General features: G+C 61.7%; 20 protein-coding genes, 1 tRNA gene and 1 pseudogene. 12 read left to right on the top strand and 10 right to left on the bottom strand.

The genetic code is table 11. The features are described 5' to 3' along the window. Positions 1-13: 13 nt before the first annotated feature. The 3 genes from NA8A_RS20820 to NA8A_RS20810 all read right to left on the bottom strand — a co-directional run bounded on the left by NA8A_RS20820 (position 14) and on the right by NA8A_RS20810 (position 2,382). On the bottom strand, positions 14-688 hold the full coding sequence (locus NA8A_RS20820) for an LON peptidase substrate-binding domain-containing protein (RefSeq protein WP_009452386.1): 675 nt from the start codon (positions 686-688) through the stop codon (positions 14-16). A gap of 66 nt (positions 689-754) precedes the next feature. Beyond that, a complete protein-coding gene (trxA, locus tag NA8A_RS20815; RefSeq protein ID WP_009452385.1) occupies positions 755-1,780 on the bottom strand; it encodes a thioredoxin in 1,026 nt (341 codons plus the stop codon). A 104-nt stretch (positions 1,781-1,884) separates the two neighbouring features. Beyond that, positions 1,885-2,382: a prolyl-tRNA synthetase associated domain-containing protein gene (locus tag NA8A_RS20810; protein WP_009452384.1), complete on the bottom strand. Its 498-nt coding sequence runs from the start codon at positions 2,380-2,382 to the stop codon at positions 1,885-1,887. Positions 2,383-2,606: 224 nt separating this feature from the next. Between NA8A_RS20810 and NA8A_RS20805 the strand changes: the two genes are divergently transcribed. Continuing rightward, positions 2,607-2,681 (top strand) — tRNA-Gly (locus NA8A_RS20805). 362 nt (positions 2,682-3,043) lie between these two features. Beyond that, the gene (locus NA8A_RS20800) at positions 3,044-4,246 is read left to right on the top strand and encodes a Fic family protein (RefSeq protein ID WP_009452383.1); all 1,203 of its coding nucleotides are present in this window, start codon (positions 3,044-3,046) and stop codon (positions 4,244-4,246) included. An 864-nt stretch (positions 4,247-5,110) separates the two neighbouring features. On the opposite strand, the gene NA8A_RS25325 is transcribed toward NA8A_RS20800, so the two are convergent. The 5 genes from NA8A_RS25325 to NA8A_RS20780 form a co-directional block, all read right to left on the bottom strand. Then, on the bottom strand, positions 5,111-5,278 hold the full coding sequence (locus NA8A_RS25325) for a hypothetical protein (protein ID WP_009452382.1): 168 nt from the start codon (positions 5,276-5,278) through the stop codon (positions 5,111-5,113). 67 nt (positions 5,279-5,345) lie between these two features. Then, positions 5,346-5,738: a hypothetical protein gene (locus NA8A_RS20795; protein WP_040673268.1), complete on the bottom strand. Its 393-nt coding sequence runs from the start codon at positions 5,736-5,738 to the stop codon at positions 5,346-5,348. 74 nt (positions 5,739-5,812) lie between these two features. Then, complete coding sequence (groL, locus tag NA8A_RS20790) at positions 5,813-7,447, bottom strand: chaperonin GroEL (protein WP_009452380.1); 1,635 nt, start codon at positions 7,445-7,447, stop codon at positions 5,813-5,815. A gap of 51 nt (positions 7,448-7,498) precedes the next feature. Further along, positions 7,499-7,816, bottom strand: a complete 318-nt coding sequence (locus tag NA8A_RS20785; RefSeq protein ID WP_009452379.1) for a co-chaperone GroES — start codon at positions 7,814-7,816, stop codon at positions 7,499-7,501. A 208-nt stretch (positions 7,817-8,024) separates the two neighbouring features. Beyond that, the gene (locus NA8A_RS20780) at positions 8,025-8,324 is read right to left on the bottom strand and encodes a hypothetical protein (protein ID WP_040673267.1); all 300 of its coding nucleotides are present in this window, start codon (positions 8,322-8,324) and stop codon (positions 8,025-8,027) included. On the opposite strand from NA8A_RS20780, the gene NA8A_RS20775 reads away from it, so the two are divergent. From NA8A_RS20775 to NA8A_RS20735, 10 genes and pseudogenes are all read left to right on the top strand, one after another. Next, positions 8,323-8,586 (top strand): hypothetical protein, encoded by a 264-nt coding sequence (locus NA8A_RS20775; RefSeq protein WP_040673266.1) that lies wholly within the window; start codon positions 8,323-8,325, stop codon positions 8,584-8,586. The two genes, NA8A_RS20780 and NA8A_RS20775, sit on opposite strands and share 2 nt — an antisense overlap. Next, positions 8,583-8,885 carry a hypothetical protein gene (locus tag NA8A_RS20770; protein ID WP_009452377.1) on the top strand — a complete coding sequence of 101 codons (303 nt, stop codon included), beginning with the start codon at positions 8,583-8,585 and terminating at the stop codon, positions 8,883-8,885. The genes NA8A_RS20775 and NA8A_RS20770 overlap by 4 nt, the downstream gene beginning before the upstream one ends. After that, a complete protein-coding gene (locus NA8A_RS25320) occupies positions 8,878-9,021 on the top strand; it encodes a hypothetical protein (protein ID WP_009452376.1) in 144 nt (47 codons plus the stop codon). Before NA8A_RS20770 ends, NA8A_RS25320 begins: the two co-directional genes overlap by 8 nt. A gap of 36 nt (positions 9,022-9,057) precedes the next feature. Next, on the top strand, positions 9,058-9,300 hold the full coding sequence (locus NA8A_RS20765; RefSeq protein ID WP_040673278.1) for a hypothetical protein: 243 nt from the start codon (positions 9,058-9,060) through the stop codon (positions 9,298-9,300). After that, positions 9,297-9,626 (top strand): hypothetical protein, encoded by a 330-nt coding sequence (locus NA8A_RS20760; RefSeq protein WP_009452374.1) that lies wholly within the window; start codon positions 9,297-9,299, stop codon positions 9,624-9,626. Before NA8A_RS20765 ends, NA8A_RS20760 begins: the two co-directional genes overlap by 4 nt. Next, complete coding sequence (locus tag NA8A_RS20755; protein ID WP_009452373.1) at positions 9,623-9,898, top strand: DUF1488 family protein; 276 nt, start codon at positions 9,623-9,625, stop codon at positions 9,896-9,898. The genes NA8A_RS20760 and NA8A_RS20755 overlap by 4 nt, the downstream gene beginning before the upstream one ends. Before the next feature lie 12 nt (positions 9,899-9,910). Continuing rightward, a complete protein-coding gene (locus NA8A_RS20750; RefSeq protein ID WP_009452372.1) occupies positions 9,911-10,723 on the top strand; it encodes a transglutaminase-like domain-containing protein in 813 nt (270 codons plus the stop codon). 348 nt (positions 10,724-11,071) lie between these two features. Continuing rightward, positions 11,072-11,344: pseudogene (locus tag NA8A_RS20745) on the top strand (DUF3363 domain-containing protein); the annotation flags it as partial. 16 nt (positions 11,345-11,360) lie between these two features. Continuing rightward, a complete protein-coding gene (locus NA8A_RS20740) occupies positions 11,361-13,355 on the top strand; it encodes a conjugal transfer protein TraG (RefSeq protein WP_009452370.1) in 1,995 nt (664 codons plus the stop codon). 10 nt (positions 13,356-13,365) lie between these two features. Next, positions 13,366-13,806, top strand: coding sequence for a hypothetical protein (locus NA8A_RS20735; protein ID WP_009452369.1), 441 nt, complete (start codon positions 13,366-13,368; stop codon positions 13,804-13,806). 22 nt (positions 13,807-13,828) lie between these two features. Here the strand turns inward: NA8A_RS20735 and NA8A_RS20730 are convergent, their stop codons facing one another. Both NA8A_RS20730 and NA8A_RS20725 read right to left on the bottom strand, forming a co-directional pair. After that, complete coding sequence (locus tag NA8A_RS20730; protein WP_009452368.1) at positions 13,829-14,149, bottom strand: helix-turn-helix domain-containing protein; 321 nt, start codon at positions 14,147-14,149, stop codon at positions 13,829-13,831. After that, positions 14,130-14,516 carry a type II toxin-antitoxin system RelE/ParE family toxin gene (locus NA8A_RS20725; RefSeq protein ID WP_009452367.1) on the bottom strand — a complete coding sequence of 129 codons (387 nt, stop codon included), beginning with the start codon at positions 14,514-14,516 and terminating at the stop codon, positions 14,130-14,132. Before NA8A_RS20725 ends, NA8A_RS20730 begins: the two co-directional genes overlap by 20 nt. Between the last annotated feature and the right edge of the window lie 250 nt (positions 14,517-14,766).

The raw sequence follows: 14,766 nt of genomic DNA, 5'->3' as shown, positions 1-14,766 counted from the left end.
CCTCGATGCCGGTTCACTGCAACTGGCGACCGGAACCGTGGCGCCCCTGCGCCAAAACGATTTCGGTGATGGCGATCAGCGTATCCGCGCGCGTTTTCAGGTCAGGGGCTTCCAGAAGAGCCTGCTTTTCCGCCGCACCGTAAGGCACCATCATGGAGAGCGCATTGACGAGACTCGCATTCTCGGCCTGGTTCACGCTGTCCCAATCGGCTTCGAGATTGTTGGCGTCGAGATAGGCACGGAACGCCCGTAAGAGAGCGCCCCGGTCGATCGCCTCTTCATCGTCTTCATTCTCGTGCAGGTCGCTCTCGAAGGGAACGATCCGGCATTGGCGGAAGGGCGTTTTCACGGCGATTTCCTCGATCACCCGGAAACGGCATATGCCGTTCAAGGTGACGAGATAACGCCCATCGCCTGTTTCCGATACGGAAGAGAGCCTGCCGACACACCCCACCTGACAGAGCTCCGGCTCGCCATCGGCGCGGATTGCTCCATCGAGGCGCGGCTGGATCATGCCGATCAGGCGAGAGCCAGCCAGCGCGCGGTCGGTCATCGCCAGATAGCGCGGCTCGAAGACGTTGAGCGGAAGATGCCCGCCCGGCAACAACAACGCCGCCGAAAGCGGAAACACGGGAATGACAGTGTCAATGTCGGTCGCCCGGCGATAGGAATGATTGCCTGCCTTCACTCGACGTCTCCCGTTTCTACTCCCTTATCTGGAGCGTATTTGCCGATAGGCAAATAAGCCGCGGCTTTACGAGAACAGGAGGGAAGAGAGTTTCCGGCGCGCCGACAGAGTTGCCGGATCCGTCGGCCCCCAGGCCTCGAAAAACTTGATCAGCTGGCCACGGGCGCCATCCTCCTGCCAGTCGCGGTCTGCCCGCACGATGGCAAGCAGGTTCTCCGCAGCACCCGCCCGGTCGCCCTTCGCATTCTGCAGAAGCGCAAGATCGAACCGCGCCTGATGGTCGGCCGGATCTGCGGCAAGACGGGCCTCGAATGCGGCCGCATCGCCCAACCCTGCAACCTGCTCGGCAAGCGCCATCTTGGCCTTCAGCGCTGCCACCGGCGCCGCATTGGCCTTATCCGCAGGGACCTGTGAAAGAAGCTCGCTCGCCTCTTCTTCCTGGCCCGCTTCATAAAGGAGCCCCGCAAGCCCTGCGAGCGCATCGACATTTTCCGGTTCGCGCTGGAGCACCGCTGAATAAATCTGCGCGGCCATTTGCTGGTCGCCGGCTTCAAGAGCCTCCGCAGCGGCGGCAAGCGCATCCTCGATCTCGGTTCCTTGCGCCGAACCGGCACCCAGCTTGTCGATGAACGCCTTCACCTGACTCTCGGGAAGAGCCCCCATGAAGCCATCGACCGGGCGACCGTCCTTGAAGGCGAAAACCGCCGGAATGGACTGCACGCCAAGCTGGCCGGCCACGGCCGGGTGCTCATCGATGTTCATCTTGACGAGCTTTACCTTGCCGCGCGCCTCACGCACCACCTTCTCGATGATCGGGCCGAGCTGGCGGCATGGGCCGCACCACGGCGCCCAGAAATCGACGAGCACCGGCTGGCGCCGCGACTCTTCGATCACGTCGGCTGCAAAACCGGCCGTCGTGGTGTCCTTGATGAGTTCGCCCGCAGCAGGCTCCGGCGCATCCGACAGGGTGAAGCCGCCGGCAGGTTTCGGCGCGGCGTCCTGCCCCCCGCTGAAACCGACATTGGTGGTGTATTGCGCCCCACCCATATCGTAGCCGCCGGACTTGTCATACGGGTTGTCGTTGCTGGCCATTATCGTCCCTTCCTTGCCCGGCTGCCGCGCCGGCTTGTCTCATACCCAGGGGCCTGGTTTTTTAAGAGACCCGAGTTTTGCATATTTCGCCACCAATGTGGCGATCACTCCGCGACTTTCAAGACGAGCGGCTCATGGTGCGTTTCGGAAAGAAAACACAGGAGGTCTCCCCGCCCGATGGAGGTCGTCGCCTCGTTTGTCAGCGGGTGCCCGTTGATGATGTCGTTCTCCATCAGGCTCTCATCGAGAACCACCTTGACCCGCCCCTGCACATCGTTGATCGCTCCGAACACCGTGACCGAGCCCGGCGCGACCCCCAGCAGTTCCATCAGCGCTTCCGGCTTACCGAAGGAAACCCGCCCCGACGCACCGATCTTGTGATGAATCGTCTTGAGATCGACTGTGGCATCCTCGTCCACGGTGACCAGAAAGAAATTATCCTTCTTGTCCTTGAGGAAAAGGTTCTTCGTGTGGCCGCCGGCGATCTCCCCTCTCAGGGATTGCGAATCGGCCACGGTAAAAAGCGGCGCATGACGGCGCGTCTTCGTCTCGATCCCGAGCGACTTGAGAAAGTCGAGCAATTCTTCAGGCGTTTTCGGCACGGCGGGCGGCCTCCGGCAAACTGTTCGTCGTCGCAATGGCTGTAACGAACCGCACCCCCAACTTGCAAGCCCGCCGTTCCCGAGCGCTTTCGGGAGAAGGTCGCAGGCGCGGTTTCCCACAGGCGGAAGCGACCTTGAAAAAAGGTCTCGCCGACCTGTCGTTTTCCTGTTGCAATTGCCAGCGAGATCAGACTATAAGCGCGCCGTCGGCAGCGACATAGTGAGCGGGCGTAGCTCAGGGGTAGAGCACAACCTTGCCAAGGTTGGGGTCGAGGGTTCGAATCCCTTCGCCCGCTCCAGTTTTATCAAAGAGAAACAAGAACTTAGCAGACGCCCTCAAGGGCGTTTTCTGCTTCCCCGGCGTTATCCGCGAACGCGGGGAAGCAGGGGGGAAGCAGTTGGAGCCATTTCGTTTTGTGTGCGGCGCAGCATCGACGTGGCCGGTCAGCTGTCTTATGGGGAGACAATCGTGCGCTACAGGTTCCCGCTTTGAGCAGGCAGACGGCGATGCAAGCTGCACATTCCGCCCCATCCTGTGCGCCTTCCTAACCGCTCCTAACATCAATACTGCTCCGCTGTTTAAGCGTGCTTACCTTAGCACAGACGCTAATTAATCCAAGAGCTGATTGCTTAATTAACGCGCGCCGTCCATAATCTTTGGATGGCTGATATTCCCAATGCCGATTCGCGCCTTGGCCGCTTCATCGAAACGCCCGTTGGGTGTGAGATCGTCCGCGCCTTCGTGCCGCCATCTCTTCCACCGCAGCCGCCGATCGGCATCCTGTCCCTCTTGCCGCACCTCAGCCTCGCCGAGCGGGCGCTCGGCCGCCTCGACGGCATCACGACCCTCCTGCCGCGCCAGGAGCTCTTCCTCTACATGTACGTGCGCAAGGAGGCGGTGCTTTCCTCGCAGATCGAAGGCACACAGTCGACCCTCGCGGACCTCCTCCGGTTCGAGACGGAAGCGCAATTCGGCCAGCCGATCGATGATATCCGCGAAGTCTCGAACTACGTCGACGCGATGATGTACGGTCTGGAGCGGCTGAAGGAACTGCCGCTCTCACTTAGGCTTATCTGCGAGATGCATGCCCGTCTTCTCGAGAGTGGCCGCGGCGGTACGAAGAGCCCCGGCGAGTTCCGGCGTTCTCAGAACTGGATCGGTGGCACCCGCCCAGGCAATGCGCTATTCGTCCCGCCGCCGGTGACCGAACTCGACGCTTGCCTCGCCGCCTTCGAGGCCTTTATGCACGAGGATCAATCGCGGCTGCCAGCAGTCATCAAGGCTGGTCTGCTCCATGTGCAGTTCGAGACGATCCACCCATTCCTCGACGGCAATGGCCGTATCGGGCGCCTGCTGGTGACGCTGTACCTGTGCGTCAATGGAGTGCTGCGGCGGCCACTCCTGTATCTCAGCCTCTATCTGAAGACGCATCGGGCCGACTACTATCGCCTCCTGCAGGAGGTGCGCGAGCGAGGCGCGTGGGAACCCTGGCTCGAGTTCTTCCTCGATGGCGTCGCAGAGACCGCAAACCAGGCCTTTGACGCTGCAACGCGTATTGTCGACCTGTTCAAGACAGATCGCGACCGGATCACGGCTCAAAGCGACCGCGCTGGATCGGCGCTGCGTGTCCACGAGCTTCTTCAGCAGCATCCGTTTCTTGCGGCCGGGCAACTCGTCAAGCAGACGGGACTCTCCATGCCGACTGTCAACGCCGCCCTCGCCGATCTCGAGCGGCTCGGCATCGTCGAAGAGGTGACCGGACGCAAGCGAGGTCGTGTGTTCGGCTACCGGCGCTATCTGGGAATTTTAAGTGAGGGCACCGATCCGCTTCCCTCGTCGAACGGAATGCCGCAGGAGAGGTAGACTTGACCGGACCTCCATGTAACGGGTCTGACGCATGACTAAACCTGAAATCCGTCCTGCGACGCCCACCGACTTGCCCGGTGTTCTGGTCCTCTATCGTCAGCTCAATCCCGGTGATCCTGTTGTCGACCTACCCGCTGCTGAGACCGCGTGGTTGGCTTGCTCTCCTGCGGCATGACTCCAGCACTTTGCTAAACAGACTGCTTCCGATGGGGCTGCGCTGAAATTCCAAGACGGTCGTCAGCGCTAGGCGGCAGTCTGGGGGTTAATGCATGCCGACGAACAATTGGGACCGGTTTCTTCGGAACTACGGACCGATTCCACCAATGACAATCGACGTCCATCCCCTGCTTGCCCGCCTTCGCCATGTGGACGGCTTTCCCGCCCTCGGACCACTACGCAGGCTCCGCACCCGCTTCGCGCGCTCGCCGGTCGCTTCGGCCAACCGTCCCCGGAAGGACGGCAACGCGGGCGGGTTCCCAAGTTCCACCAACTGCCCCTTGTCCGCTGTAGGAGCCGACTCTACCCCGTGTGGACTCCGGCATCCGGGCCTTGCAGGCTTTCCCGGCTGCTGACCTCGGGTTTCCCCAACGTCCCTGATGTGCACCCATCAATCGCGCGTCGGCGCTCCACAAGTCTTTCGACTGCCCCACCCACTTCCGAGTCGGTGAGATGCCTTCTGACGGGGCTTCGGCCATCGGTTCACCTCCGATGACGAACGGCACTGTCGGATACCTGCTTTAAGGTGCATGGAGCGATTCTCTGCCGCGCCGAACTCACCGGAAGTATTCTGTCTATCGGGAGCTGTGCGAGTGAAGTTGAAGGTTATGCCACTGGGGAGCTCAGCCCGAAAATTCCGACAACTCAAATGAGCCGGTTGTCCTCGGCCTTCTGGCGGGCGCGGCGACGTGTGCCGTCGGTGTCCGCCTTCCGGTGACGTTCGGCAGCCGCCTTGCGGATCTGCTCGAAACGATTGTCTTCGACCTGCGGGGCTATCGGCTGCATATCTGTCTTCTTGACAAACGAAATCATTGCTGACGTTCCTTCCTGGGGCGGGTGGAAACGCCCTGGCGCCTGCCTGAGCGCTTTAAGCGGGGTATTATGCGCCAAGTCCGGTGACACAGCCCTGGACTCCAAGCCGGTCGGCAGTCGTCTGGCCCGGCATCGTTGCCCAGCCACCGGCTTCGACGAACTGCCGTTTCTTGTAGCTGTCGGATATAGCCTTGAACTCAGCAAGTTTCGCGGCCGCATCCGGCGCTGCGTTGAACCGTTCAACGCATATGGCGGACGCCAGTTCGCCACGCGCCGTGTCGCCAGCGGTCACGGCCATCTTCTGTGATGTGCCGCCGGTGACCCAGCCGCCCCAGGCGAATCCGACGACGATCGTTGCGATGATCGCGGCGATGCATGCCCAGACCAGCATGGTCTTTGAAGGTTGGTAGTTCTCCCAACGGCGGGAGAGAGACGGGTTCGTTGTGCTCTGCGTAGCCATGGTGGTCTTCCTTCCAGATTGTGGTGAGGATTGCTTCATCCGACCGTGCCGGCCGAACGGTTCAGGCACTGCTCTCAGTATCCCATTCCACCCATGCCACCGTTGCCGGCCGTTAACGTGGAATCCTTCGCTGGGACGTCGGCGATCATCGCCTCGGCGGTGATCAGGAGCGCCGCGATCGAGCCGGCGTCCTGCAGGGCGGTTCTGACAACCTTGGCGGGATCGACGATGCCGGCCTTGATCATGTCGACATAGGTTTCGGTCTGGGCATCAAAGCCCTGGTTGGGGTCCTTGCTGTCCGTGAGCTTGCCGACCACGATCGAGCCCTCGACGCCTGCATTCTCGGCGATCTGTCGGACCGGCGCTTCAAGCGCCCGCCGCACGATCGAAATGCCTGCGGTTATATCGGCGTTGTCACCTGTCAGAGGGGCAAGCACCGCTATGGCACGCAGCAGCGCCACGCCGCCGCCCGGCACGATGCCTTCCTCGACAGCCGCGCGGGTGGCATTCAGCGCGTCGTCTATGCGGTCCTTCTTCTCTTTGACCTCGGTCTCAGTCACGCCACCAACACGGATGACAGCGACGCCGCCGGCGAGTTTGGCCAGCCGCTCCTGCAGCTTCTCCTTGTCGTAGTCGGAAGTCGTTTCCTCGATCTGCGCCTTGATCTGGCTGATGCGCGCCGCGATGCTTGGCTTGTCGCCGGAGCCGTCGATGATTGTCGTGGTATCCTTCTCGATCACGATGCGCTTGGCACGGCCGAGCATGTCGAGCGTGACATTCTCCAGCTTGATGCCGAGATCCTCGGAGATTATCTGGCCGGCGGCCAGCACCGCGATGTCCTCGAGCATGGCTTTGCGGCGGTCTCCGAAGCCGGGAGCCTTGACGGCCGCTACCTTGAGGCCACCACGCAGCTTGTTGACGACCAGCGTGGCGAGCGCCTCGCCCTCGACGTCTTCGGAGATAATCAGCAGCGGCTTTCCGCTTTGCACCACTGCTTCCAGTACGGGCAGCATGGCCTGCAGATTGCCAAGCCTCTTCTCATGAATGAGGATGTAAGGGTCATCCAGTTCCACGCGCATCTTCTCGGGATCGGTCACAAAGTAGGGCGAGAGATAGCCGCGATCGAACTGCATGCCCTCGACCACGTCGAGCTCAGTCTCGGCCGTCTTGGCTTCCTCGACGGTGATGACGCCTTCGTTGCCGACCTTGTCCATCGCCCTCGCAATCATCTCGCCCACGGTCGCGTCGCCGTTAGCCGCGATCGTGCCGACTTGGGCGACCTCTGCCGACGACTTGACCTTCCTGGCGCGAGTCTGGATTTCCCTGACGACGGCAGCGACACCGAGATCGATGCCGCGCTTCAGGTCCATCGGGTTCATGCCGGCAGCGACCAGCTTGGCACCCTCGCGCAGGATGGAAGCGGCGAGAACCGTCGCGGTGGTGGTTCCGTCGCCGGCGAGGTCGTTGGTTTTCGAGGCCACCTCGCGCACCATCTGCGCGCCCATGTTCTCGAACTTGTCGGAAAGCTCGATCTCCTTGGCGACGGTCACACCATCCTTGGTGATGCGCGGCGCGCCATAGGCTTTGTCGATGACGACGTTGCGGCCCTTCGGCCCGAGCGTCACCTTGACGGCGTTGTTCAGCAGCTCGACGCCGCGCAGCATGCGGTCGCGGGCGTCATTAGAGAATCTGATTTCCTTGGCAGACATGATGTCGGGTCCAGTTCGGTTGTGAGGATCACAGGATCGGAAGCTGGCCGCTCAGGCACTTTTCCTGCTCGCAGCTTCGGTCTTCTCAACGATTCCCATGATGTCACTCTCCTTCATGATCAGAAGGTCTTCGTGATCGATCTTGACCTCGGTCCCGGACCATTTGCTGAACAGGATGAGATCGCCCGGCTTGACGTCGAGCGGGATCAGCTTGCCGCTTTCGTCGCGGGAACCTGGGCCGACGGCGATGACCTCGCCTTCCTGAGGTTTTTCTTTCGCGGTGTCGGGAATGATGATCCCGCCTTTGGATTTGAGATCGCCTTCCGCACGTCGAATGACGACGCGGTCATGGAGAGGCCGGAATTTCATGTGGGTTCTTTCTGAGGCCGGCGCATAGGGCGGCCCCCTCAGATACATAACCCCGTTGGCACTCGAATGATAGGAGTGCCAAATGTATTTCTTTGAAAAGGCGCAACTGGGAAAAATTTATGTCGCTTCTATCGATGCGATATTTGTTGTTTTCAATACGTATTTTCTGATTTTTCAATGCGATTTATTATTATGGAAGAGACATTATTCAATTCCAGATAAAATAATATCGACCCGCTCCTTGCTTACCGGGTAGGGACAGCCCATATATAAAACTCGTTGATTTGGCCGACTTGGCTTTTTGCGGTGTCAGAGACCCGCCATTCACCACCGAATTCTCGATAGCGAATGCATCAAGCGCCGACCCGGCGCGCATATCGCTCTGTTCGAACCTTGGAATGAACGCGCCGCTGACCACGGATGTACTGGCAGCACGGAAATTCGTTCCGGTTCGAACGGGAATGATGCAGGAGGCGCGTTTGCGTGCTCCTGCGGAGGTATCGACCATGACAACGCGCACCACACAAACCATCGTCCGGTTCTCCGCACCCTTCATGCTGCCCGGCTTCGACGCCGCACAGCCCGCCGGCGAATATCGCGTGGACCAGGATGAGGAACTGCTGGAGGTATCCTCCCGCCTCGCCTGGAGACGTGTCGGCGCCTTCATCCACCTGCCCGCCATCGGCATTGATGGCCACACACATCAGATGGCGTCGATCGATCCCGCCGATCTCGACGCCGCTCTCGAAAAGGATCACCAACAATCATGATATCGACCAACCCAATCCGACGCACGATCCGTCCCGCCCGCCACGAGGCTCCTGCTCATCTCTTCGCGATCGGACAGGCTGTCCGGCTCAAGGGCGGTTTCATGAGACCAGCTTTGCCCGGCGATATCTACCGCATAACCGGCAGACTGCCGGCACGGGGAGATTCACTGCAATATCGCATCCGCAACGACGACGAACGCCATGAGCGAGTGACGACGCAGGACAGCCTCGAGCCGGTCGACATGTCGCAATCCGGTAATGGCGCAACTCTCATCGAAAGGACGTTCGGACATGGCTAAAGGCCAGAAACGAAGCAATCGCGAGATCAGAAAGCCGAAGCAGGAGAAGGCTCCGCCAAAGCCTGAAAGCACCTTCGGCAACCAGATCAAGGTCGCTGCAAATGCCAACGCGTCTCAAGGCAAAGGTAAGCACTGAGGCAGTGTTGCTCCGGCTGAAAGCGCAATGGGCGCCATGAAAGTTGTCATCGAGTTTTACCGCACGCGGGAGACAGATGACGCCCATGCCGTCGTGGGCCGAGAGGCGGTGGAAGCCGTCGATCTCGCTAACGCCATTGAGATTGCGCACCTGCTTTCACAGACGCTCGACATGCCTCAACGACCCGACGCCATCGCGATCACCGACTTATTCGGTAACGCGCTGTTTTCCGGCATCATTGATGCCGACGTGACCACTAGAGAAAGGCCACGATCATGACCCGATACATAGATGAAATCGAACGGGAGCGGCACGACCGCGCGATCAGCGTCTGGGACAATGAAGGCGGTGCATCCGCCCGCGCACCAGGCGACGAACAATATGGCCGCCGGATCGAAGCCGACCGGTCCTGGACCATCTATCATGTCTTCACCGGCGTTCCAGCCAGCCGCGAAGGGCAGGAGATGATCGGCCTTAGCCACTCGGCCGCAACCGACGGGATGCTTTCCCTCAATCGTCGGAATGATGTGCGACGCAAGGAGCACATGAACGGGTTTATGCGTGTACCACTGCTGCTGCAAACGGCAAGGGCAGATCAACGATGACCCTTGAATTCCTGAACCCCAGCCGCAGCTTCGACGAAGTGCGCAACGCCATTCGCTTTATCGGGCACGACGGCATGTTCGAAGTGCCGTTCTTTGTCGAAGTGGAAGCGCTCGCCAGGTCCCCTGCTGAATTGCGCAGCACTGAGGTGTCGGAAGAGATGTATCTCTCGACCTTCGATGCGACGCGCAGTTCGATCCACGATGTCGCCCGCGAGGCCTACTCGCATCGTCGCCAAACCTCCTATACGCTGACCGCTGCCGATTTCCGGTAAAGACACCACTCAATGCTGATCCGCTACGGGTATGAGATCACACTGACCTGCCAGCAGCCGACAGCCCTGGTGTGTCTGCTGTCGGTGCACGAGGATCGCGCGGCTGACATACGGGTGCCGGAGACGACGTTCACCACACCCGATGTGCACGTATCGACCTACCGCGATCTCTTCGGCAACAAATGCCGGCGGCTGGTCGCGCCTGCGGGCGACCTGACCATGTGGGGTGATGCCACGATCGAGGACGACGGCAGGCCGGACGGGATTGTGCCGGGTGCCCGGGAACTGCCGGTGCCGGACTTGCCGGACGATTGCCTCGTCTACCTCATGGGCAGCCGCTACTGCGAAACCGACCGTCTCAGCCAGACCGCTTGGGACCTGTTCGGCAAGATGCCGCCCGGTTGGAGCCGGGTGCAGGCGATCTGCGATTTCGTCCACAACCACATCCGCTTCGACTACATGCAGGCTCGATCTACGCGGACGGCGTTCGAGGCGTTCCATGAGCGCGTTGGCGTTTGTCGCGATTTCGCGCATCTTGCGGTCACGTTCTGCCGATGCCTCAACATCCCCGCTCGCTATGTCAACGGCCATCTCGGCGACATTGGTGTGCCGGTTGTCGATCCCATGGATTTCAGCGCCTGGATGGAAGTGTTCCTCGATGGCGAATGGCACACCTTCGATCCGCGCAACAACGTCCCTCGGATCGGCAGAATCGTGGTGGCGCGCGGCCGCGACGCAGCCGACATACCGCTCGTCAATTCCTTCGGACCACACGTCCTGAAGGGGTTTAGGGTATGGACCTACGAGATCGCAGGAACAAGCTGATGCTGTCGATGTGCATGTTCCCAAACTCGGTAAGATCCCGACCGAGTCCAGGCTATCAATGCGCGCTTTAGCGCTCCCCTATTGAATTTCGTTAGGTCGCTGACATCAGGGGCACAGCTGCCATTCACAGCCGCACAAGTGGCTACTGCGAAGGATCAAGGCGACTAATCGACGGTAAGCGATTCGAACTTTTTTACCGCCAAACGCCGCCTTTTCTACGCATTCCGATATACAGGCTATCCTCTCTTCCCTTTTACAGGCGTAGTTTCGGCGGCTGGAGCGTATTGTGGAGGGTAATCGGCGGTATTTGGCGCGCCGTGGCAGGTGATGATGAGAACTATGTCTACTCTAGGCGAACAGCTCGCCTCCGAGACCGGCCTGCCGCACTCTCCCGCCCAGGCCGGTGAGCATGTCGCCGGCGTCTATCGCCGCCAGCTCACGCTCTCGTCGGGCCGCTTCGCCATGATCGAGGGCCTCACTCCCGACGGGGGCCTCGGCTTCCAGCTCGTCCCCTGGTCGCGCGAGATCGAGAGAAAGCTCGGCCAGCACATCTCCGGCGTCGCGAGGGCTGGCGGCGGTATCGACTGGAGCCTCGGGCGCAAGCGCGACCTCGGCATCTGACGAAAGGAACCTCGCCATGACGCAAACGAAGATCCTCTGGGGCCAGATCACCATCGTCTTCGTGATCGTGCTGACATCCGTATGGGGCGGCACGCAATGGGTGGCGTGGCGGCTCGGCTTCCAGCCCCAGCTCGGGCTCCCTTGGTTCGAGCTGGCTGGCTGGCCGGTCTATCTGCCGCCGTCGCTGTTCTGGTGGTGGTTCTCGTTCGAGGCATACGCGCCCCGGATCTTCTGGGAGGGCGGCATCATCGCGGCCTCAGGCGGTATCCTGTCGATCGCCGTCGCCATCACCATGTCGGTGATGCGTGCCCGCGAGGCGAACGATCTCGACACCTACGGCTCGGCGCGGTGGGCCGAGCGCAAGGAGATCGAAGCGGCGGGGCTGCTCGGCCCGGATGGCGTGGTGCTCGGAAAGCTCGACCGCGACTATCTTCGGCACGATGGCCCGGAGCATGTTCTGTGCTTCGCGCCCACGCGATCTGGGAAGGGCGTCGGCCTCGTCGTGCCCTCGCTGCTCACCTGGCCTAGCTCTGCCATCATCCACGACATCAAGGGCGAGAACTGGCAGCTGACCGCAGGCTTCCGGGCACAATATGGGCGGGCGCTGCTGTTCGATCCGACCAATGCGAACTCGGCCGCCTACAATCCGCTGCTCGAAGTGAGGAAAGGCGAGTGGGAGGTGCGCGATGTGCAGAACGTCGCCGACGTCCTGGTCGATCCCGAAGGCTCGCTCGAAAAGCGCAACCACTGGGAGAAGACCTCGCACTCGCTTCTGGTCGGCGCGATCCTGCACGTCCTCTACGCGGAACCGGACAAGACCCTCGCCGGCGTTGCCGGTTTCCTCTCCGATCCGCGCCGCCCGGTCGAGACGACGCTGAAGGCGATGATGACCACGACGCATCTGGGCGAGAAGGGTCCGCATCCCGTCGTCGCTTCCGCCGCGCGCGAGCTGCTCAACAAATCCGACAACGAGCGGTCGGGCGTGCTCTCCACCGCCATGAGCTTCCTCGGCCTCTATCGCGATCCCGTCGTCGCGCATGTCACGCGCCGCTGCGACTGGCGCATCGCGGATTTCATCTCCGGCGAGAAACCCGCCAGCCTCTACCTCGTCGTGCCGCCTTCCGACATCTCGCGGACCAAGCCGCTCATCAGGCTGGTGCTCAACCAAATCGGGCGCAGGCTCACCGAGGAGCTGAACGCGAAGGACCGGCGCCATCGCGTGCTCATGATGCTCGACGAGTTCCCGGCTTTGGGGAGGTTGGATTTCTTCGAGAGCGCGCTCGCCTTCATGGCGGGCTACGGCATCAAATCGTTCTTGATCGCCCAGAGCCTCAACCAGATCACCAAGGCGTATGGCGACAACAATTCGATCCTCGACAACTGCCACGTCAGGGTCAGCTTCGCCACGAACGACGAGCGCACGGCCAAGCGCGTGTCCGATGCGCTCGGCACCGCGACCGAGCTGAAGGCCATGCAGAACTATGCCGGTCATCGGCTCGCGCCCTGGCTCGGGCATCTGATGGTGTCGCGCTCGGAGACCGCTCGCCAACTCCTCACCCCCGGCGAGATCATGCAGCTTCCGCCCGACGACGAGATCGTGATGGTCGCAGGCTCGCCGCCGATCCGCGCGAAGAAGGCCCGGTATTATGCGGACGCCCGATTTGCCGAACGCGTGCTCCCCCCGCCAGACCCCACGACCGAGCAGCTTGTCTCCAATGCCGATGGCTGGTCGGCGCTGAAGCCGCAGCAGCCCGACGCCACGCTCCTGGCCGAGGTCGAGAAGAACGAACAGGACCGCGCCAATGCCGGCCTGCGCCGCGAGCCCGAGTTGCCGCAGCATGTCGAGATCGTCCACGACACCGACGATCGCAAGCCCGAGCGCGAGTTCACGATCGTAGAGGACAATGCCGAGGAGCGGCTGCGGCAGGCCCAGAACCAGGCGCTGCGCCGCCAGATGCGCGGCGTCGCGCGGCAGGTCTCGATGAACCCGAACGACAGCATGGACTTGTAGGAAGGCTACGATGCGCAGCAGGATGAACGTATATTTTCCGCCGGCCATGCTCAGGCAGATCGACGATCTCGCCGTTCGCAAGCGTGTCTCGCGCTCCTCGATCGTCGAGGCGGCGGTCGCCTCCTTCCTGTCGCCCGATGGCGCCGACCAGCGCGAGGCTGCCTTTACACGCCGCCTTGACCGCATGTCGCGCCAGCTCCTGCGGCTCGAGCGCAATGTCGGCGTGACTGCCGAGACCCTCGCGCTCTATGTCCGCTTCTGGCTCGCGATCACGCCTTGGCTCGATCCCGAGGCACATGCAAGCGCCCAGGCCAAGGGCCGCGAACGCTACGAAGGCTTCATCGACACGCTCGCCCGTCGCGTGCAGGCCGGCGAGAGCTTCCTCAAGGAAATCCCCGACGACGTCGAGGCGGAAAGCAGTGAGCCGACACAACCGGCCGGGGACGCATAGGGATCGCTGGAGGGTTCGTGCGTCACGCGATGGCCTGGAGGCCCTTTTCCTGCACGACCGTCAGCAGCCGCAGCGCGGCGCCGCTCGGCTTCTTGACCCCGCGCTCCCAATCCGAGACGAGGTTCTTGCTCACATTGAGGTAGCGGGCGAACACCGGCTGCGACAGGTGCTCGCGCTTGCGGATGGCGCGAATCTCGATAGGTTGCAGCGGACGCACCGGCGTCAGGCACGCCTCGTCGAACTCGCGCATGGTTTGCTTGTCGACCGCGCCAACCTCGTGCAGCGCCTCCATCGTCTCGTGGATCGCCGCGAACGCCTCGCTCCTATATTTCTTCGTCGTCATAGCCTTCTATCTCCACGAACTGTCCTGCCTCGACCAAAGCCGCCAGATGCGCGTCCGACAGGGCGAGGACATGCCCCGCCATACGCCTGAACTGCTCCTCCTCGTCATCCGCGATATTGTCGCGGCCGCTCTTCGCGAAGCCGAAGACGAAGAACGACCGTTGACCGCGCCGGTAGAGGACGATCGTGCGGTAGCCGCCAGATCGTCCCTGGCCCGCTCGCGCGACGCGCTGCTTGATGACGCCGCCGCCGAGATCGGCATCGATCTGCCCGCGCTCGGCGCGGCGCACCGCATCGAGCAGGGCGGCGTCGGCAATCCGTTCCTTGCGCGCGAAACGCCCAAACCAAGCATTTCTGTAAATCCTCACGAGCCGGCTCCGCTCCCCTATATGTCATCTTTAGTGTGATACTTCAAGTTCGGCGGTGCGACCGATCCGAAGCGCGAGGCTATCGCGATTCGCCGCTGGCGCCATTTTTCTCGGTCGCTTCGCAAAGCCGTCTCCGTCTTTCATTCGCCCCGTCACGCCACGACCCTTCTACGATCAAATCACTGTTGCCAAACGGCTTTTTCCGGTTCTCTTAATCGTCCCCGACGTGTGAACCGGCATGCAAAATTGA

The organism is Nitratireductor indicus C115 (genome assembly GCF_000300515.1).
GTDB classification, from domain to species: Bacteria; Pseudomonadota; Alphaproteobacteria; order Rhizobiales; family Rhizobiaceae; genus Nitratireductor; species Nitratireductor indicus.
The sequence above is the reverse complement of the archived record's forward strand: the minus strand, read 5'-3'. Positions and strand labels throughout refer to the sequence as shown.

What these genes read in the sequence shown, in the direction of transcription:
- NA8A_RS20770 (WP_009452377.1), top strand. Translation starts at nt 8,583, where the DNA reads ATGATATCGACCAACCCAATCCGACGCACGATCCGTCCCGCCCGCCAC.
- NA8A_RS20800 (WP_009452383.1), top strand. Translation starts at nt 3,044, where the DNA reads ATGGCTGATATTCCCAATGCCGATTCGCGCCTTGGCCGCTTCATCGAA.
- NA8A_RS20785 (WP_009452379.1), bottom strand. Translation starts at nt 7,816, where the DNA reads ATGAAATTCCGGCCTCTCCATGACCGCGTCGTCATTCGACGTGCGGAA.
- NA8A_RS20795 (WP_040673268.1), bottom strand. Translation starts at nt 5,738, where the DNA reads ATGGCTACGCAGAGCACAACGAACCCGTCTCTCTCCCGCCGTTGGGAG.
- NA8A_RS20735 (WP_009452369.1), top strand. Translation starts at nt 13,366, where the DNA reads ATGCGCAGCAGGATGAACGTATATTTTCCGCCGGCCATGCTCAGGCAG.
- NA8A_RS20765 (WP_040673278.1), top strand. Translation starts at nt 9,058, where the DNA reads ATGAAAGTTGTCATCGAGTTTTACCGCACGCGGGAGACAGATGACGCC.
- groL (WP_009452380.1), bottom strand. Translation starts at nt 7,447, where the DNA reads ATGTCTGCCAAGGAAATCAGATTCTCTAATGACGCCCGCGACCGCATG.
- NA8A_RS20775 (WP_040673266.1), top strand. Translation starts at nt 8,323, where the DNA reads ATGACAACGCGCACCACACAAACCATCGTCCGGTTCTCCGCACCCTTC.
- NA8A_RS25325 (WP_009452382.1), bottom strand. Translation starts at nt 5,278, where the DNA reads ATGATTTCGTTTGTCAAGAAGACAGATATGCAGCCGATAGCCCCGCAG.
- trxA (WP_009452385.1), bottom strand. Translation starts at nt 1,780, where the DNA reads ATGGCCAGCAACGACAACCCGTATGACAAGTCCGGCGGCTACGATATG.
- NA8A_RS20780 (WP_040673267.1), bottom strand. Translation starts at nt 8,324, where the DNA reads ATGGTCGATACCTCCGCAGGAGCACGCAAACGCGCCTCCTGCATCATT.
- NA8A_RS20730 (WP_009452368.1), bottom strand. Translation starts at nt 14,149, where the DNA reads ATGACGACGAAGAAATATAGGAGCGAGGCGTTCGCGGCGATCCACGAG.
- NA8A_RS25320 (WP_009452376.1), top strand. Translation starts at nt 8,878, where the DNA reads ATGGCTAAAGGCCAGAAACGAAGCAATCGCGAGATCAGAAAGCCGAAG.
- NA8A_RS20750 (WP_009452372.1), top strand. Translation starts at nt 9,911, where the DNA reads ATGCTGATCCGCTACGGGTATGAGATCACACTGACCTGCCAGCAGCCG.
- NA8A_RS20740 (WP_009452370.1), top strand. Translation starts at nt 11,361, where the DNA reads ATGACGCAAACGAAGATCCTCTGGGGCCAGATCACCATCGTCTTCGTG.
- NA8A_RS20755 (WP_009452373.1), top strand. Translation starts at nt 9,623, where the DNA reads ATGACCCTTGAATTCCTGAACCCCAGCCGCAGCTTCGACGAAGTGCGC.
- NA8A_RS20760 (WP_009452374.1), top strand. Translation starts at nt 9,297, where the DNA reads ATGACCCGATACATAGATGAAATCGAACGGGAGCGGCACGACCGCGCG.